The 17,204-nt window shown below is 71.5% G+C and carries 17 protein-coding genes; 11 read left to right on the top strand and 6 right to left on the bottom strand.

Annotated features, from left to right (window positions below; all coding sequences use genetic code 11):
• Nucleotides 1-302: 302 nt before the first annotated feature.
• On the bottom strand, nucleotides 303-1,364 hold the full coding sequence (rho, locus tag ACZ7OU_RS47345; RefSeq protein ID WP_470260302.1) for a transcription termination factor Rho: 1,062 nt from the start codon (nucleotides 1,362-1,364) through the stop codon (nucleotides 303-305).
• Nucleotides 1,365-1,606: 242 nt separating this feature from the next.
• On the opposite strand from rho, the gene ACZ7OU_RS47340 reads away from it, so the two are divergent.
• Nucleotides 1,607-2,128, top strand: a complete 522-nt coding sequence (locus ACZ7OU_RS47340; RefSeq protein ID WP_470260301.1) for an ATP-binding protein — start codon at nucleotides 1,607-1,609, stop codon at nucleotides 2,126-2,128.
• Between the two features lie 381 nt (nucleotides 2,129-2,509).
• Here the strand turns inward: ACZ7OU_RS47340 and ACZ7OU_RS47335 are convergent, their stop codons facing one another.
• Together ACZ7OU_RS47335 and ACZ7OU_RS47330 are read right to left on the bottom strand one after the other, a co-directional pair.
• Entirely contained in the window at nucleotides 2,510-2,722 is a 213-nt protein-coding gene (locus ACZ7OU_RS47335; RefSeq protein ID WP_470243483.1) for a hypothetical protein, read from the bottom strand.
• Between the two features lie 43 nt (nucleotides 2,723-2,765).
• Nucleotides 2,766-3,938 (bottom strand): glycoside hydrolase family 64 protein, encoded by a 1,173-nt coding sequence (locus ACZ7OU_RS47330; RefSeq protein WP_470260300.1) that lies wholly within the window; start codon nucleotides 3,936-3,938, stop codon nucleotides 2,766-2,768.
• A 329-nt stretch (nucleotides 3,939-4,267) separates the two neighbouring features.
• Between ACZ7OU_RS47330 and ACZ7OU_RS47325 the strand changes: the two genes are divergently transcribed.
• A complete protein-coding gene (locus ACZ7OU_RS47325) occupies nucleotides 4,268-5,164 on the top strand; it encodes a glycoside hydrolase family 16 protein (protein WP_470260299.1) in 897 nt (298 codons plus the stop codon).
• A gap of 17 nt (nucleotides 5,165-5,181) precedes the next feature.
• Complete coding sequence (locus tag ACZ7OU_RS47320; protein WP_470260298.1) at nucleotides 5,182-5,676, top strand: methylated-DNA--[protein]-cysteine S-methyltransferase; 495 nt, start codon at nucleotides 5,182-5,184, stop codon at nucleotides 5,674-5,676.
• Here ACZ7OU_RS47320 and ACZ7OU_RS47315 read toward each other — a convergent pair.
• A complete protein-coding gene (locus ACZ7OU_RS47315) occupies nucleotides 5,673-7,895 on the bottom strand; it encodes an extracellular catalytic domain type 1 short-chain-length polyhydroxyalkanoate depolymerase (protein WP_470260297.1) in 2,223 nt (740 codons plus the stop codon). The genes ACZ7OU_RS47320 and ACZ7OU_RS47315 overlap by 4 nt on opposite strands.
• A 136-nt stretch (nucleotides 7,896-8,031) precedes the next feature.
• Here ACZ7OU_RS47315 and ACZ7OU_RS47310 point away from each other — a divergent pair, with 136 nt between their 5' ends.
• The 4 genes from ACZ7OU_RS47310 to ACZ7OU_RS47295 are packed head-to-tail and all read left to right on the top strand — an operon-like array spanning nucleotide 8,032 to nucleotide 12,085.
• On the top strand, nucleotides 8,032-9,594 hold the full coding sequence (locus ACZ7OU_RS47310; RefSeq protein WP_470260296.1) for an alkaline phosphatase D family protein: 1,563 nt from the start codon (nucleotides 8,032-8,034) through the stop codon (nucleotides 9,592-9,594).
• 60 nt (nucleotides 9,595-9,654) lie between these two features.
• Nucleotides 9,655-10,473 (top strand): helix-turn-helix transcriptional regulator, encoded by an 819-nt coding sequence (locus ACZ7OU_RS47305; RefSeq protein WP_470243489.1) that lies wholly within the window; start codon nucleotides 9,655-9,657, stop codon nucleotides 10,471-10,473.
• Between the two features lie 45 nt (nucleotides 10,474-10,518).
• Nucleotides 10,519-11,355: an oxidoreductase gene (locus ACZ7OU_RS47300; protein ID WP_470260295.1), complete on the top strand. Its 837-nt coding sequence runs from the start codon at nucleotides 10,519-10,521 to the stop codon at nucleotides 11,353-11,355.
• 10 nt (nucleotides 11,356-11,365) lie between these two features.
• Nucleotides 11,366-12,085 (top strand): SDR family oxidoreductase, encoded by a 720-nt coding sequence (locus tag ACZ7OU_RS47295; RefSeq protein ID WP_470243491.1) that lies wholly within the window; start codon nucleotides 11,366-11,368, stop codon nucleotides 12,083-12,085.
• A 165-nt stretch (nucleotides 12,086-12,250) separates the two neighbouring features.
• Here the strand turns inward: ACZ7OU_RS47295 and ACZ7OU_RS47290 are convergent, their stop codons facing one another.
• Nucleotides 12,251-12,922: a histidine phosphatase family protein gene (locus ACZ7OU_RS47290; protein WP_470260294.1), complete on the bottom strand. Its 672-nt coding sequence runs from the start codon at nucleotides 12,920-12,922 to the stop codon at nucleotides 12,251-12,253.
• A gap of 82 nt (nucleotides 12,923-13,004) precedes the next feature.
• Here ACZ7OU_RS47290 and ACZ7OU_RS47285 point away from each other — a divergent pair, with 82 nt between their 5' ends.
• Entirely contained in the window at nucleotides 13,005-14,225 is a 1,221-nt protein-coding gene (locus ACZ7OU_RS47285; RefSeq protein ID WP_470260293.1) for a PP2C family protein-serine/threonine phosphatase, read from the top strand.
• A gap of 21 nt (nucleotides 14,226-14,246) precedes the next feature.
• Here ACZ7OU_RS47285 and ACZ7OU_RS47280 read toward each other — a convergent pair whose 3' ends face one another.
• Nucleotides 14,247-14,630: an STAS domain-containing protein gene (locus ACZ7OU_RS47280; RefSeq protein ID WP_470243494.1), complete on the bottom strand. Its 384-nt coding sequence runs from the start codon at nucleotides 14,628-14,630 to the stop codon at nucleotides 14,247-14,249.
• A 169-nt stretch (nucleotides 14,631-14,799) separates the two neighbouring features.
• Here ACZ7OU_RS47280 and ACZ7OU_RS47275 point away from each other — a divergent pair, with 169 nt between their 5' ends.
• From ACZ7OU_RS47275 to ACZ7OU_RS47265, 3 genes are read left to right on the top strand one after another with little or no spacing between them, the layout of a single operon-like run.
• Nucleotides 14,800-15,183, top strand: a complete 384-nt coding sequence (locus ACZ7OU_RS47275; RefSeq protein ID WP_470260292.1) for an STAS domain-containing protein — start codon at nucleotides 14,800-14,802, stop codon at nucleotides 15,181-15,183.
• A complete protein-coding gene (locus ACZ7OU_RS47270; protein WP_470260291.1) occupies nucleotides 15,180-16,745 on the top strand; it encodes a PP2C family protein-serine/threonine phosphatase in 1,566 nt (521 codons plus the stop codon). The genes ACZ7OU_RS47275 and ACZ7OU_RS47270 overlap by 4 nt, the downstream gene beginning before the upstream one ends.
• Entirely contained in the window at nucleotides 16,742-17,161 is a 420-nt protein-coding gene (locus ACZ7OU_RS47265) for an ATP-binding protein (RefSeq protein WP_470260290.1), read from the top strand. Before ACZ7OU_RS47270 ends, ACZ7OU_RS47265 begins: the two co-directional genes overlap by 4 nt.
• The last annotated feature ends 43 nt before the right edge of the window (nucleotides 17,162-17,204 follow it).

The following is a 17,204-nucleotide window of genomic DNA, read 5'->3' as shown; positions in this document are numbered from 1 at the left end:
CGGGGCCGGCCGCGGCGGCAGCGCGGCGCTGAGTCGGACTGCAGCGGCGAGCGCGGCGCCGGGTCAGGCGGCGGTGGGTAGCGCCGGGGCTGGCCGTGGCAGGCAGCGCGGCGCTGGGTCAGATTGCAGCGGCGAGCGCGGCGCCAGGGCAGGCCGCGGCGGTGGGTCAGACTGCGGCGAGCAGCTCGGCGCCAGGCAGGCCGCGGCGGACTGCGCAGCGCCGGGTCAGGCCGCGGTGGGCAGCACAGCGCCAGGCCAGGCGCGGTGCAGTGCGTCGCCGGGTCAGGCAGCGCTGCGCCGGGTCAGGCTGCGGCGGGCAGTGCGGCGCCCGTTACGCGGAGCAGGAACTCGGCGTTGGAGCCCGTCTTGCGGAGCTGGTCGAGCAGCTGCTCGATCGCGTGCGGGCCCGGCAGTGCGCGGCGGACCTCGTGCATCGCGGCCAGTTCGCCCGGGGTGACCAGGAGTTCTTCGCGGCGGGTGCCGGATGCGGCGACGTCGATCGCCGGGAACACGCGGCGCTCGGCCATCTTGCGGTCGAGTTTCAGCTCGGCGTTGCCCGTGCTCTTCAGCTCCTCGAAGAACACCGTGTCGGCCAGGGAACCGGTTTCCACCAGTGCCGACGCGACGATCGTGAGGGATCCGCCGCCTTCGAGGTTGCGGGCCGCGCCGAGGATGCGCTTCATCGGCTGCAACGCCGCCGCGTCGACGCCGCCGGACAGCGTGCGGCCGGATGGGCGGGCCGACAAGTTGTACGCGCGGCCGAGGCGGGTCAGCGAGTCGAGGAGCAATACTACGTCTTCGCCGCGCTCCACCAGGCGTTTCGCGCGCTCGACGGCGAGTTCCGCCACCGCCACGTGTTCGGCGGGCGGACGGTCGAATGTGGACGCGATCACCTCGCCGCGCACGGTCCGGCGCAGCTCGGTGACCTCCTCCGGGCGCTCGTCGGCGAGCAGCACCATCAGCCGGCATTCCGGGTGGTTGACCGCGATGCCGTGGGCGATTTCCCGCAGCACGGTCGTTTTCCCGGCCTTCGGCGGGGAAACGACCAGCGCGCGCTGGCCCTTGCCGAGCGGGGTGACGAGGTCGAGCACGCGCGGCAGCAGGCGCGTCGGCGTGGTTTCGAGGAACAGCCGCTGGTCCGGGTGCACCGGAACCAGGTCGGCGAAGTCCGGGCGGGGCTCTGCCGGGTCGGCACCGTCGACGCTGGTGATTTCCTCGGCGGTGCCGGTGATTTCGTCACCGGGACGCAGCTTGTGCTTGCGGACGACGGAAAGCGGGAGTGCGATGTCGTCCGGGGCCGGCCGGTAGCCGGTGCGGACGAAGGGGGTTTTTCCTGACAGGTCAAGGATTCCGTGAAAAGACATGGGGTTCTCCTGATGAGGGTCCGGCCCGCGCGAACGGCGGAACCGAAAATGAGGAAGGAGGCCGAGCGGCCTGATCCGGGAAGCTTCCTCCGGGCGGCCGAGGGGCCGACATCCGCGAGGTGCTGACTCAACGGTAGCGCGACGTCACGAAAAGCACAACGGGTAAGACTCCGTCGTGCTGGGTAGCTCACCAGAGAAGCCCGAAGCACGGGGGAAACCGTGGCTGATGATGGGAGCGGATCGTGTATCGACATACCCCGGAACCCGACGTCGATATGGGTCAGCGCACCGACGCCGACCGAACCGGGACCACGCCCCCGGCGCGCACCGGCGCCGGCGCGGTGGTCACGGCGACGTTCGAAGAACTGGCGCCCGCGCTGCCGAACGAGGTGGCGGACCTGCGCCGCAAGCTGACCCGCTGGCTGGGCGAGCTCCCGCTCGACGCGGAAAGCACGCACGACATCACGCTGGCCACGTACGAGGCGCTGGCGAACGTGGCGGCCCACGCGTACCCGGACGGCCACGGCTGGGCCCGCCTCCAGGCAACCCGCACCGGCGACGCGGTGACGGTCACGGTGACGGACACGGGCTGCGGAATCCCGCCGGCCCGCCCCCGCCGCCGAGGCCCGCGCACCTCGGGTGGCCGGGGTCTGCTGCTGATCGAGAAGGTGACGGACCAGTCCGACATCGACACGAGCGACGACGGGACAACGGTCCGCATGACCTGGCGCCCGGCGGCACTGCGGGACGAGGGCCGGGCCTGAACGGTCGGCACCGCCCGGCGGCACTTGCGCCACGGAACACGCCCGCATGGTCAACTCGGCAGCGTCGCGGACAAGAGTCCGGTCTGGACGATCCGCATTGCCTGGCACCCAGCGACTCTTACGCGACGGGAACAGTCAGCCCGACCGCTCTGCGGACGAGAGTCCGGTCCAGACGATTCACATCGCCCGGCGCGCCCGGCCACGCGGGGAACGAGATCCCGCCGCGCGCGGCCTTGCTCAAACCCCGCGGCTGCCAGTGCACAGCGCCGCCCACGACCGAGCGAAGACCGAGCCCACCGAGGCCTCCGCTCAAACCCGCCATCCACGCCGGCGAGCGGAAGCCCGAGTGCCCTACGTCACAACCCCCTCAAAACTCCCCCCTCAAGCGGCCTGAGCCAGCCGCACCATTCGGTTCCGCGGGTACGAAACCAGCTCCCTCTCCTCGTCCGTGGTGAAGATCTCGACGGAGTCCTCCAGCAACTCCGCCGAGGTCACCTGCAGCTGCCACGCGGGCAGGCCCGGCGCCGGCTCGTGCCAGAACCACTGGCCCTTGGTCAGCTGGTCCGCCGGGACCGTCGCGTCGTCCGTGTTCATGCCATGAGGCTAGCCGTCACCACCGACAGTTTTCGCACTGCCTCTAGCCGTGCGCCGCGTTGACCGTGAGCGTCAGCACCTGGGGGTCGCCCGCGAAGACCGCGCCGCTGAAGTCCGGGCCTGGGCTCACGTCGTCGTACGGGAACGCGTATCCCCTGTTGTCCGGCAGTTTCGAGTGGACGATCCGCGCGTAGTGATTGGTCGTGTCGCCTCCGTAAAAGCGGGCCGGGTCCTCCGCCGTGGGCTGGTTCGGGTTGTCCAGCAACGTCGTCCGGTTCAGCGCCGCCGCCAGGCGCGGGACGATCGCCTTGCGCGCGTCGCTCGCTCCGGCCGCCAGCGCGAACGGGCCGCTGTCGCAGCTCCACACGTCCGCCGTCGCCGGCTTGGCGAAGGACTCGGCCCCGAACACCAGCTGGTCGCCCGAGACGCGGCCCGTGAACGTGCCCAGGCCCGGGTTCTGCGAGTCCACGACCAGGTCCGTGCCCGCGTACTTCTGCCACACCTGGTCGATGTAGCCGTCGAGGTACCCGCCGAACTGGGACGCGTGGTGGTGCGGCGACAGCACGCGCAGGTTGCCGCCGCCGCCCGTCTGCACCAGGCCCGCCCACTCGCCGCCCAAAGAGGAGAGCGACGACGCGATCTGGTCCAGCGCGCCCGCCGGCAGTCCGTTGACCGTCGACGTACCGGATCCGGACGTGGTCAGGGAAAGACCCATCGGGATGCCCACGAAGTCGACGTAGCTGATGTTGGCGAACAGCTGCGTGTCGTTGAACGTGAACTCGCTGAACGACCAGTTCTTCCCGAAGTTCGCATCACCGGAGTTGAGGAAGCTCGGGTGCACCAGGTTGGGCCCCGGGTCGAGGAAGAAGTCCAGCTTCGCGTCCGTGACGACGTAGATGCGCGCGCCGCCCATCTTGGGCACCGAAACCTGCGCTCCCGAGGAGATCGGGATCGCGCAGTCCTCCGGCAGCGGGGTCGTCGGCGCGGACGGCGAGTCCGGGTAGTACGGCGTACCGTCGGCACGCAGCAGCACCAGTCGCCCGTCCGGCGTCGTGCCGGTGACGTAGGCGTACACGGTGCCGGAGCCCGAGTTGTTCACCAGCTTGAGGCCGAACGTGTCCGGCGTCGCGGCGTAGGCGGACCGCGCCAGCGGCAGCGCGGTGGCCGTGGCGAGCGTCGCCGCCGTGAGGCTGAGGAACGAGCGACGGGAGATCATGGCGTCCTCCACGTTGAGGAGAGGGATTGCGGAGTCCACAAAGGACATCCGAGGGCGGTTCGCAGGTATTCGTTGTGGACGTCAACAAACTATGACTCCGGTTTCGTTACCTGGCAACCCTTCGAAAGAAGGTCCAGACCACCGTCTCACTCGGCCCGCGCGCTTCCCAGCGCAGAAGAATTCCAAACGGGACTCCGCGCGGAGTGCCCACGGGTACCGGGTGCCGCGTACTTCCGGGCACATGCCTTGACCCGGGCGCGCGCGAAGGGTGACAGTGGATGGCCTCGCAGGTCGTGGACGACCCCATTCCCCTCAGGAAGCGAGACCCCATGCGCACCGTCAAGCGGCTCACCGCCGTGCTGGCCTCTTTCGCCTTCGTCCTGACCGCCGCCCCGGCGCACGCCGACGCCGAGTGGACCACCGTCTTCCAGGACGACTTCGACGGCGCCGCCGGCACCGGCCTGAACGCCCAGGACTGGCTCTACGACACGGGAACCGGCTATCCCGGCGGCGCGGCGAACTGGGGCACCGGCGAGCTCGAGACGGCTACGAACTCGACGGACAACGTCTACCACGACGGCGCCGGTCACCTCGCGATCAAGCCGTTGCGCGACGCCGCCGGCAACTGGACGTCCGGCCGGATCGAAACGCAGCGAACCGACTTCGCCGCGCCCGAAGGCGCCCAGCTGGAGATCAGCGCGACGCTCAAGCAGCCCTCCCCCGCGAGCGGCCTCGGCTACTGGCCGGCGTTCTGGGCGATGGGCGCCGACGCCCGCCCGGTCGGCGCGACGAACTGGCCGAGCATCGGCGAGCTCGACATCATGGAAGACGTCAACGCGCTCAGCAAGCACTCCACCACCTTCCACTGTGGACAGTGGCAGGGCGAGTGCCACGACCCGGACGGCATCACCAGCGACCTGCAGGACTGCGCGGGCTGCCAGGAGGGCTACCACAGCTATTCGGTGATCGTGGACCGTCGCGACGCCGCGGCCGAAGAGCTGCGGTTCTACCTCGACGGAAACCAGACGTTCGCGGTGAAGCAGAACCAGGTGTCGGACGCGACCTGGAAGGCCGCCGTCGACCACGGTTTCTTCGTCATCTTCGACGTCGCGATCGGCGGCTCCTACCCCAACAAGGTCTGCGGTTGCACCTCCCCCAGTGCGGACATCACGCCCGGCGCGGAGATGAGCGTCGACTCGCTCTCGGTGAAGACCAGCCAAGGCTGACCCGTAGGCTGGACGCCATGAAACACGCCGTCATCGCGTCACCGATCGGACCGCTGACCCTGGTCGGCGACGGCGAGGCGCTGGCCGGGCTCTACTTCGACGGCCACCTCCGGACGCCCCGCCTCACCGACCTCGGTCCCCGGGACGACGACGGCTTCGAGGCGGCGCAGCAGCAGCTCGGCGAGTACTTCGCGGGCACGCGGCGCGAGTTCGACCTCGAGCTCGCGCCGCGCGGCTCGGCGTTCGAGAAGCAGGTCTGGGCGATGCTGACGAAGATCCCGTACGGCGAAACCCGCACGTACGGGCAGTTGGCCGCCGAGCTGGGCGACCCCGGCGCCGCGCAGGCCGTCGGGAACGCCAACGGCTGGAACCCGATCAGCGTCATCGTGCCCTGCCACCGCGTGGTCGGCACCAGCGGCGGCCTGACCGGGTACGCCGGCGGCCTCACCCGCAAGCGGTTCCTCCTCAGCCTGGAGGAACCGCCCGCGGACGAGGTCGGCCGGCTCTTCTAGCCCGCCGAGCAGGTCACGGTCGGGTCGGTCAGGTTCCCGCCGTGCTGCACGGTGAACCCGATGACGTTGCCGCTCCCGTTGGGCCGCGCGGTCAGCACGTAACCGGTGCTGTCGTACGTCCCGGTGTAGTTCCAGCTGCCGATGACCTTCTGGGGCTCGTGGAAGGTGATCGTGAGCACCCAGCTGTTCGAGCCGGTCACCGTGACCTGGCCGTTGAAGCCGACGTTCCACTCCGCCGTCTTGAGGTACGTCCCGGTGCAGCCACCCGGCGTCGGCGTGGTGGTCGTGGGCGTCGTCGGCGTCGTGGGGGTTGTCGGCGTGGTGGTCGGCGTCGGGGTCGTACCGCCGTTCAGCGCGTCGAGCACCGCGGTGTAGGCGGCCTTCTTCTGGCCGTTGCCGTCGAACAGCAGGGGCGTACCGGACGCCCGCCACGAGTCCGTGTCGCGGATGCCCCACACGGTCATCCCGGTGCAGCGCGCCACCGCGAGACAGGCGTTCGTGACTGTGCGGAAGTTGTTCGCCTGCGTGGTGCCCGACCCCTCGATGTCCAGCTCGGTGATCTGCACGTCCACGCCGAGGTTCGCGAAGCTCTGCAGCGTGGTCTGGTAGCTCGACGGCACCGGGCTGTTGCTGTTGAAGTGCGACTGGAAGCCGACGCAGTCGATCGGCACGCCGCGGGACTTGAAGTCCTGGACCATGCGGTACACGCCCTGGGTCTTCGCCTGGTTCCAGTCGTCGGTGTTGTAGTCGTTGTAGCAGAGCTTCGCGTTCGGATCGGCCGCTCGTGCGGCGCGGAACGCCGCCTCGATCCAGTCGTTGCCGGTGCGCTGCAGGTTCGAGTCGCGCCGGGCGCCCGAACTGCCGTCCGCGAAGGCCTCGTTGACGACGTCCCAGGCGTAGATCTGACCGCGGTAGTGGGTCGCGACCTGGGTGATGTGGTTCAGGATCGCCGACCGCAGCCCGGATCCCTCCATGCCCTGCATCCAGCCGGGCTGCTGCCCGTGCCAGGCCAGCGTGTGCCCGCGCATCCGGGCGCCCTGTGCGTTCGCCTGGCTGACGATCCGGTCGGCGTTGCCGTAGGAGAACTGGTTCTGCGAGGGCTCGGTGGCGTCGATCTTCATCTCGTTCTCCGGTGTGATCATGGAGAACTCGCGGCTCAGGATGCCGGTGTAGACGCTGTCCGAGAGCTTGCTCGCCGAAACGGCCGTACCGAAGTAGCGGCCGGTCCCGCTCGCCGCGCTGCCCAGCGTGGTGCCGGCGGACGGCGTCGGAGAAGTGGTGGTCGAACCGCCGCTGTCCAGGCCGAGGAACGCGATCGCGTACGCCACCATCCCGTTCTGCGGCAGCACGTGCCCGGCGCCCTGGACGCTGATCCCTTCGACCGGCGCCTGCGTGCCGGTGCTGCCGTAGCGGGTGCGCGTCCAGCCGGACTGCGGCGCGTCACTCGACGACGGCGTCTGGCTCACCCCGCGCAGGTTGGTCCACTGCTTGATCTCCTCACCGAAGTTCGGGTAGCGCAGCGTGTCGTCGGCGGTGCCGTGCCACAGCTGCATCCGCGGGAACGGGCCGGACCGCCCGCCGCTCATCTGGCGGGCCTGGTCGCCCCACTGCTGCGCGGTCTTGGTGAGCTGGCCGCCCGAACACTGGCTGTTCCAGCTCGACCCGTCGGTGGTCGCGAAGCAGCCGGCGGGCACGCCCATGAACGCGGAACCGGCGGCGAAGACGTCCGGGTACTCCGCGGCCAGGACGTTCGTCATCATCGCGCCGGAGGAGAAGCCGGTGACGAAGACCCGCGACGCGTCGACGTTGTAGTGCTGCTTGGCGTAGTCGACCATCGACAGGATGCCGACCGGGTCGCTGCCGCCACCGCGGGTGAGGGCCTGCGGCGACGAGACGTCGAAGCACTGCCCGCTGCGCGTGGCTTCCGGGAACACGATGACGTACCCGTACTGGTCGGCCGCGGTGACGTAGTCGCGGGCGTAGCCGTTGAAGACCGCCGAGGCCGAGCCGGTGCAGTAGTGGAGGGCGACCAGCAGCGCCGGCTTGGCGGCGACGTGGTCCGGGACGTAGGCGTACATGTTCAGGTTGCTGGGGTTGGTGCCGAAGCCGGTCACGCGGGTCAGCGTGGCGGCCGACGCGGGCTGCGCCGTGATCACCAGCACGATGGCGGCGGCGATCGACAACACGGCGGCGAGGAGGGCGCTGAAGAGTCTTCGCACTCGAGGTCGTCCTTTCCGGGAGCAGGGCGCAGCTGCGACGATCGTTGGTTCGCCGCCCGGGACCGGTCAACGATTTTCGGAAAGTTTCGGGACCTTTCGAACTGCCGACCTGCCTTACTGCTGAAAGGATCCGGGGATGACCGAGCTCCTCCTGGGACCGCTGCTCCGGCACGTCGACGACACTTCGGCGACGATCTGGGTCGAGACCGGCGGTCCGTGCGAAGTCCTCGTCGGGGACGCGAAAGCGCGGACGTTCGAGGTCTCCGGGCACCACTACGCGCTGGTCGTGCTCACCGGCCTCGAACCCGGGCGCAGCACGCCCTACGAAGTGCGGCTCGACGGCGAGCTCGTCTGGCCCGAGCCGGACGGCGATCTGCCGCCCAGCCGGATCCGCACGCTGGACCCCGCCGACACGCGGTTCCGGCTGGTGTTCGGGTCGTGCCGCAAGCCGCGGGAGGAGGACGCGCTCGGCCCGGACGCGCTCGCCGCCTACGCCCACCGGATGGCCGGGCTCGACGAAACCGAGTGGCCCGAGTCGCTGCTCCTGCTGGGCGACCAGGTCTACGCCGACGAAACCACCGACGCGACGCAGGAGTGGCTCGCCGGGCGGCGGGACACGAAACAGCCGCCCGGGACCGAGGTCGCCGACTTCGAGGAGTACTGCCACCTGTACTTCGAGGCCTGGTGCGAACCGGCGGTGCGCTGGCTGATGTCCACCGTGCCGACGTCGATGATCTTCGACGACCACGACGTCCGCGACGACTGGAACACCTCGCAGACCTGGCGTGAACAGATGACCCGCACCTCGTGGTGGCCGGAGCGGATCCGCGGCGCGCTCGTGTCGTACTGGGTCTACCAGCACCTGGGCAACCTCGGGCCGCGCGAACTGGCCGAAGACGAGGTCTACCAGCGGGTGAGCACGTCGGGGGTGGACAACGCGGAGCTGCTGCGCGAGTTCGCCGACCGGGCCGACCGCGAAGCCGACGGCGCCAAGGGCACCCGGTGGTCCTACCGGCGCGACTTCGGCCCCATCCGGCTGCTGGTCATCGACTCGCGGGCCGGGCGGATCCTCGGCGGCGGGCAGCGGTCGATGATCGGCGAGGCCGAGTTCCGCTGGATCGAAGAGCAGGCCGCGGGCGAGTTCGACCACCTGCTGATCGGGACGTCGCTGCCGTGGCTGATGCCCACCGCGCTCTCGGCCGCGCAGTCGGTCAACGAGCAGCTCTGCACGCGGCCGGGCCGCGTCGGGCGGATGTCGGAGCGGTTCCGGCAGTTCGCCGACCTCGAACACTGGCCGGCCTTCCGCGCGTCGTTCGACCGGCTGACGCGGCTGATCGGGCGGGTCGCCGACGACGGCCCGGCGTCGGTGAGCGTGCTCTCGGGCGACGTCCACCACGCGTACGTCGCGCGAGCCGACCTCCCGGGCGCGCCGGTCCACCAGCTCACCTGCTCGCCGGTGCACAACACCGTGCCCTGGTACATGAACCGCCTGTTCCGCGCCGGCTGGGCGCGGGGGCTGACCCGGCTCTGCGAAGGGCTGGCGCGCCGCGTCGGGGTCCCACCCGCGCCGCTGACCTGGAGCTGCGTCTCGGGGCCGCACTTCGGGAACGCCGTGATGACCTTCGACGTCGACGGGCGCACGGCCACGGCGACGCTGCTGCGGCCGGAGCGTGACGGGCAGCCGATCAAGCTCACCTGAGCGCGAGGGTGGGTGCGGCGCGGCCACCCTTCCCGGGCTGATCGGCGTTAGCCTCGGATCATGGCCAGGGAGAACGCGCTCGGGGAGTTCCTCCGGGCCCGCCGCGAACAGGTGGGACCGGACGACCTCGGCCTGCCCGCCGGCGGGGCGCGCCGAGTCGCGGGGCTGCGCCGCGAGGAGGTCGCGGTGCTGGCCGGCGTCAGCACCGACTACTACGTCCGGCTCGAACAGGGCCGGGAGCGGAACCCGTCGGCGCAGGTCCTCGACGCGCTGGCGCACGGGCTGGCCCTCGACGAGGACGCCACCGCCCACCTGCACCGGCTGGCCCAGCCCGCTCCGAAACGCCGTCGCGCGCGGCGGCGGGAGCAGGTCAGCCCGAACCTCCTGCGGCTGATGGACGGCTGGCCGGACACGCCCGCGCTGGTGCTCGGCCGCTGCCTGGAGGTGCTCGCGCACAACGCGCTGGGCGAGGCGCTGTTCGGCGGCCACACCCACAGCGGTGACCTGGTCCGGCTGGTGTTCCTCGACCCGGACGCGCGCGAGTTCTACCCGGAGTGGGAGCGCGTCGCGGTCAACACCGTCGGCGGCCTGCGCGTGGCCGCGGGGATCGACCCGGACGATCCCCGGCTGATCGAGACGGTCGGCGAGCTGTCGGTCAAGAGCGCCGACTTCCGCCGGCTGTGGGCCCGGCACGACATCCGGCAGAAGACGCACGAAACCAAGCGGTTCCACCACCGGCTGGTCGGCGAGCTGGTCCTGAGCTACGAGGCGCTGACCGTGAACAGCGCGCCCGGTCAGCAGCTGGTCGTCTACCAGGCCGAGCCCGGCAGTCCGTCGGAAGCCGGACTCGCGCTGCTCGGCAGCCTCGCCGCCGGCTGAGAAACCCTTTTCTGTCACTTTCCACCATGGACGGAGTACTTCGTCATGCCCGAAAACTGGTTCATCACCGGCTGTTCCACCGGCCTCGGCCGCGCACTGGCCGAAGCCGTGCTCGACCGCGGCCTGCGGGCCGTCGTCACGGCCCGCGACCCGGCGCAGGTCGCCGACCTGGTCGCGAAGCACGGCGACCGCGCGCTGGCCCTGCCGCTCGACGTCACCGACCACGCGCAGGTCGTCGACGCGGTGAAGCGCGCCGAAGCCGCGTTCGGCCACATCGACGTCCTGGTCAACAACGCCGGCTACGGCTACCTCGCCGCGGTCGAGGAAGGCGAGGACGACGAGGTCCGGAAACTGTTCGACGCCAACGTGTTCGGCCTCGCCGACGTCACGAAGGCGGTGCTGCCGGGCATGCGGGCCCGGCGGAGCGGGCACGTCGTGAACGTGTCGTCCCTCGGCGGGCTCGCCGCCTTCGGGGCCACCGGCTACTACCACGCGACGAAGTTCGCGGTGGAAGGGCTTTCCGAGTCGCTGGCCGCGGAAGTGGCGCCGCTGGGCATCAAGGTGACGATCGTCGAGCCCGCGGCGTTCCGCACCAACTGGTCCGGACCGTCGATGCGCCAGTCGGCGACCCGCATCGACGACTACGCCGAGACGGCCGGTGCGCGCCGGGCCGCGACCACCGCGACCTACGGCCACCAGCCGGGCGACCCGGTGCGCGCGGCCGAGGCGATCCTCACCGCCGTCGACGCCGGCGAACCACCCCTGCGGCTGCTGCTCGGCAAGGCCGCCTACGACATCGCCACCGCCCGGCTCGACACCCTGCGGGCCGGCTTCGACACCTGGCGCGAGACCACCCTCGGCGCCGACTTCCCCGCTCTCTGAAAGGCCATTCATGAAGATCGTTCTCATCACCGGTGCCAGCAGCGGCATCGGGCGCGCCACCGCGCTGCGGCTGGCCGGCGAAGGCCACCACGTCGTGCTCGGCGCCCGGCGGGAGGACCGGCTGACCGCGCTGGCGAAGGAGATCCACGACGCCGGGGGCACCGCCGACGTGCACCCCCTCGACGTCACCGACCGCGCGGACGTCGCCGCCTTCGTCGACACCGCCGTCGAAGCGCACGGTCGGGTCGACGTGTTCGTCGCCAACGCGGGCGTGATGCCGTTGTCGCGCCTGGACTCCCTGCTCGTCGACGAGTGGGACCGGATGCTCGACGTCAACGTCCGCGGCCTGCTCCACGGGATCGCGGCCGTGCTGCCGCACTTCCGGCGCGCGGGCGGGGGCCACTTCGTGACGATCGCCTCCACCGGCGCGCACGAGGTCGTGCCGACGGCCGCGGTCTACTGCGCCACGAAGTACGCCGCCCGCGCGATCACCGAAGGCCTGCGGCTGGAGGCCGATCCCGGCATCCGCGTGACGACGGTGTCGCCGGGCGTCGTCGAGTCCGAGCTGGCCGACACGATCACCGATCCCGGCGCGCGGGAAGCGATGCGCACCTACCGCGCGGTGACGCTCCCGCCGGACACGATCGCCGGCGCGATCTCGTACGCGATCGGGCAGCCGGAAGGGGTCGACGTCAACGAGCTGATCGTCCGGCCGACCGCGCAACGCTGACGCCGTGTCGTCCGTCCAGTCACGCGTGTCGTCCGTCCAGTCACGCGTGTCGTCCATCCAGTCACGCGTGTCGTCCGTTCCGGCACGGCGGCACGCGTGATCAGCGGGTCGGCACGCGTGACTGAGGGGTCGACACGCGTGATCAGCGGGTCGACACGCGGCGGGTCAGGACCGCGGGCGGCGGGTTTCCTGGGCCAGCACCATGGTGAACCCGCCGTCGCGGTCGCGTTCCCAGGTGGTCAGGGAGGCGTTCGGGACGTCCGTGGTGCGGGCGACGCGCAGCGGGTCCGGTTCCGGGACCCCTTCGAGGAGGTAGCGCAGCGCGTAGACCGTCACCTCGTGCGCGGCCAGCAGGACACGGGCGCCGGGGTGCTCCGCGCTCAGCTCGCGCAGCAGGGATCGCAGCCGCAGCACGACGTCCGCCCAGGACTCGCCGCCCGGGGGCCGGTAGTAGAACTTGCCCAGCCGGCGCTTGCGGCGCAGCTCGTCGGGCCAGCGCTCGCGGACGCCGCGCGAGGTCAGCAGGTCCAGCACGCCCAGCTCGCGGTCGCGCAGCCGCTCGTCCGGGAAGATCGGCACGCCGGCGGGCGCGGCCAGGCGCGCGGTGTCCCAAGCCCGGCGGTACGTCGACGTGACCACGAGGTCCGGTGGGCGGTCGCCGAAGAACTCCCCCGCGGCCTTCGCCTGCTTCCGCCCCAGGTCGGTCAGCGGGACGTCGGCGTCGCGCTCGGCGACGTCGATCACATCCACCCCCGCCGACTCCGCCTCTTCCCTGGCCACGTTCCCCGTGCTCTCACCGTGCCGCAGCACGGCCACCCACTCCAGGTCGACGCTCACGCCCGGCTTACTACCCTCGGGGACCCGCCGACGAAACCCGGGATGGCTGCGCGCGCCAACGACATCCGGTTAGGGTCTTTCCATGTCGCGAAGTCTCGGCACCGAGGACCGGCTGAAGCAGCTGGAGACGATCATCGGCGCGCCCGCCGAGCACCTCGGACTGGCCGATCTGCTCGCCGAGACCCTGCAGCGCCTGCGGGAAGTCATGGACGTCGACACCGCGACCGTGCTGCGGTACCAGCCCAGCGGCCGTCAGCTGGTGGCCTTCGCGGCGGCCGGTATCGAAGAAGAGGTCCACCAGGGCGTCCGGGTGCCGGTCGGCAGCGGCTTCGCCGGCCGGGTGGCGCTCGAACGCGCTCCCGTCGTCCTCGACCACGTCGACGAGACCACCGTCGTCAACTCCCTGCTCTGGGAGCGGGGACTGCGCTCCATGCTCGGCGTGCCGATGGTCGCCGGGATCGATCTCGTCGGGGTGCTGCACGTCGGCTCCGTCACACCGCGGCAGTTCACCGAGGCCGAAGTCGGCACGATGCAGCTGCTCGCCGACCGCCTGGCCATGGCGATCCAGGTCGAGGCGCTCGAGGAGAACCGCACCGCCACCATGGCGCTGCAGCGCAGCCTGCTGCCCGCCAGCCTGCCGGAGGTGCCCGGCCTCACGTTCGGCGCGCGGTACGTGCCCGGCGCGGAAACCGGCCTCGGCGGCGACTGGTACGACCTGTTCGCGCTGCCGGGCGACCGGCTCGGCGTCGTGATGGGCGACGTCTCCGGCCACGGCCTCGAAGCGGCCGTGATCATGGGACGGCTGCGCAGCGCCCTGCGCGCGTACGCACTCGACTGCGAGAACCCGGCCGACGTGCTCGCCAAGCTCGACCGCAAGGCCAACCACTTCGAGCACGGCGCGATGGCCACCGTCGCCTACGGGATCATCGGGCCGGACCGCGCGACCATGGCCCTGTCGCTCGCCGGGCACCTGCCGCCCGTGCAGGCCGGGCCCGACGGACCGGGCCGGCTGCTGGACGTACCCCCGGACCCCCCGATCGGCTTGACCATCGGGCAGCCCCGGCGGCGCACGACGCTGGTCGAGCTGACACCGGGCAGTGTGCTCGCGTTCTACACCGACGGCCTGGTCGAACGGCGCGACCGGCCGGTCGACGCCGGGATGGCGCAACTCGCGGAGGTCCTGCGTGCCGGGGATCCCGAACGGGTCTGCGCGCAGGCGATGGCCGCGATGATCGGCAACCGCCCGGCCCAGGACGACGTCGCGCTGCTCACCATCCGGCGCCAGGTCCCGGCCGGCGACTGAGCCGGCCGGGACGACCCCGGGTCAGGACGCGGTCAGCGCCGCCTCCCGGGTCGGGAACAGCGAAAGGCTGTCCTCGAGCCCGGTCAGCTGGATCGGGCGCAGGGTCGCCCGGCCGGACGCCACGATCCGCACCACGGTGCCGGGGCCCGCGTTGCGGTGGATCGTCAGCAACGCCGTCAACCCGGGCGAGGCAAGGAACTCCACCCGGGTCAGGTCGACCACGAGCAGCGGCGGGGCCGCGGCCAGCGCCTCTTCAGCTGCTTGTACGAGGGCCGGCGCGGTGGTCGTGTCCACGTCTCCGACGACCTCGATGACGAGGGCGCCGGACTGCTCCGTTCGGGCGATCCTGAATTCGCCGAATGGCACAGCGGTGGCCGAGCCCTCACTGTGGGTGTGTTCGGTCATCGTCATCTTCTCCTCGCCTTCGCAGTGCCGCCAGGATGTCCGGCGGGCACGCGTCATCACGAAGGCTGTCTGCTCAACCGAGATCAATCATGCCCGTCCTTCCCGGACACCGCCGTGTCAGCACCGCTTTCGGTTTGCGCCCTGCCCGCGAGCAGGCAGGATGTTCGCCATGGCCGACACGGACGAGACCGGGAACCCCCTCGGTGCCGCCGCGAGCTCAGCGGGCACCGTCGCACTGGAAGACCGGGACGGCACCGCCGTGCTCCGGGTCGAGGGAGCCCTCGACCTCGCGCTGGCCCCGAAGCTGCGGCAGCTGGCCGAACGCGCCGGCCGCCTGGAGCCCGCGGTCCTCGTCATCGACCTGACCGGCGTCACGTTCCTGGCCTCGGCCGGCATGGCCGAGCTCGTGCGGGCGCACCGCGGGCGGACGGTGTCCCCGCCGCTGCGGGTGGTGGCCACCGGCCGGATCACCTTGCGGCCACTCGAACTGACGCGGCTGACCGACGAGCTCGCCATCTACCCGTCGCTGGCCGAGGCGCTGGTCACCGGATGACCGCCCCGGGGTTCGACGAGCTGCTCGACGCCGTGCGCCGGGCGTTCGTCGACGGCTCCGGAACCCCCGCGGCCACCGAGGTCCGGCCCCTCGACCCGGCCGAGGCGCGCCGGGTGCTCGGCGACCACGTCGCGGTCGCCGTGACCGACCGCGCGGTGCTGGCGGACCTGGTGCCGGGCCGCGAGGTCACCGGCGCGATCGCCGTCACCGGCGACGTGCTGGTCTACACCACCGGCGAGGTCGGCGGGACGCCGTCGGTGGTCGCCGCCGCCGTCGAGGCCGCGACCGCGCACCTGGCGGGCACCGTGCGGCGGCTGCGGGGCGAAGCCGTCGTGCTCGACGCGCTGCACTCCACCGGCCGCGAGCTGACCGCGCAGCTCGACATCGACCGGATGGTGCAGGACGCGACCGACGCGGCCACCCAGGCGACCGGAGCCGAATTCGGCGCGTTCTTCTACAACCTGATCGACGAGCTCGGCGAGTCGTACACGCTGTACACGATCTCGGGGGTGCCGCGGGAGGCGTTCGCCCGGTTTCCCATGCCGCGCAACACCGAGGTGTTCGCGCCGACCTTCGACGGCACCGGCACCGTCCGCAGCCCCGACATCACCCGGGACCCGCGGTTCGGGAAGAACGCGCCCCACCACGGGATGCCGGCCGGGCACCTGCCGGTGTGCAGCTACCTGGCCGTGCCGGTGATCAGCCCGAACACGGCAGACGTGCTGGGCGGCTTCTTCTTCGGGCACTCGCGGCCGGACCGGTTCACCGCGCGGCACGAGTACCTCGCCGAAGGCATCGCCGCGTACTCGGCCATCGCGCTCGACAACGCCCGCCTGTACGAGCGCGAGCGCAACCTCGCTTCGGAGCTGTCGCGCAGCATGCTGCCGGTCGCGCCCTCGGCACCCGGCCTCGACGTGCTCACCCGCTACCTGCCCGCGGCGACCGGGAGCAAGGTGGGCGGCGACTGGTTCGACGTCATCCGGCTCCCGTCCGGCGCGACCGCGTTCGTCATCGGCGACGTCGTCGGCCACGGGGTCACCGCCGCGACCGTGATGGGCCAGGTCCGCACCGCCATCCGCTGCTACGCGCTGCTCGAACTGCCGCCGTCGGAGGTGCTGCGCCACGTCTCCGCGCTGACCGGCGGGCTGTTCGGCGAAAGCTTCGTCACCTGCTTCTACGCGGTCCACTCGCCCGGCGACGGTACGCTGACCTACGCCAACGCCGGCCACCTCCCGGGGATCCTGGTCCGCCCGGACACCGGGCTCGAAGAGATCGGCGAGGCCTTGGCGCAGCCGCTGGGCGTCGGCTCGGACTTCCCCCAGCGCCACACCGGGTTCCCGCCCGGGGCGGATCTGGTGCTCTACACGGACGGCTTGGTCGAAAGCCGCACCCGCGACCTCACCCAGGGTGTGGAATGGCTCCTGGCGGGCATCCCCGGGGTGCTGGCCTCGGCCGACCACGGTCCGGCGTGGGACAAGCTCGTCGACGAGCTCACCCACGGCCGGCACGACGACGACATCGCGCTGATCCACGTGCGTCACCGCGGAGAGGACGCGACATGACCGACCCCCTCCCCCCGGGCACCCCCGCGGCCCCGGCGACGTTCCACCGGCGCACGGCCGCCGACGCGGACCGGCTGCCGGAGCTGCGCGGGGCACTGGCGGACTGGCTGGGCACGCTCGGCCTGAGCGAAGAACGCCAGGAGGACGTCGTCCTCGCCGGCTACGAAGCGATGGCCAACTCCGCCGAGCACGCCTACCGCGACGGCGAAGCGGGCCAGGTCGACGTCCACGCCGAAGATCTGCACGGGCGCCTGACGGTGACGGTCACCGACTACGGCTCCTGGCGCGCGCCGGTCGCGACGAACGGGCTGCGCGGCCGCGGCCTGCTGCTGATCGACAGCCTCGCCGACCAGAGCGCGCAGGTGCACCGCGAAGACGGCACGACGGTCACGATGACCTGGCTCTCCCCCGGCTGAGCGCGCTCGCGTGCACGGCAGCGCCGAGCCCACCCGGGTAGGC

The sequence above is a fragment of the Amycolatopsis sp. NPDC114505 genome, assembly GCF_055633615.1.
This window is presented reverse-complemented; position numbering and strand designations above follow the sequence as displayed.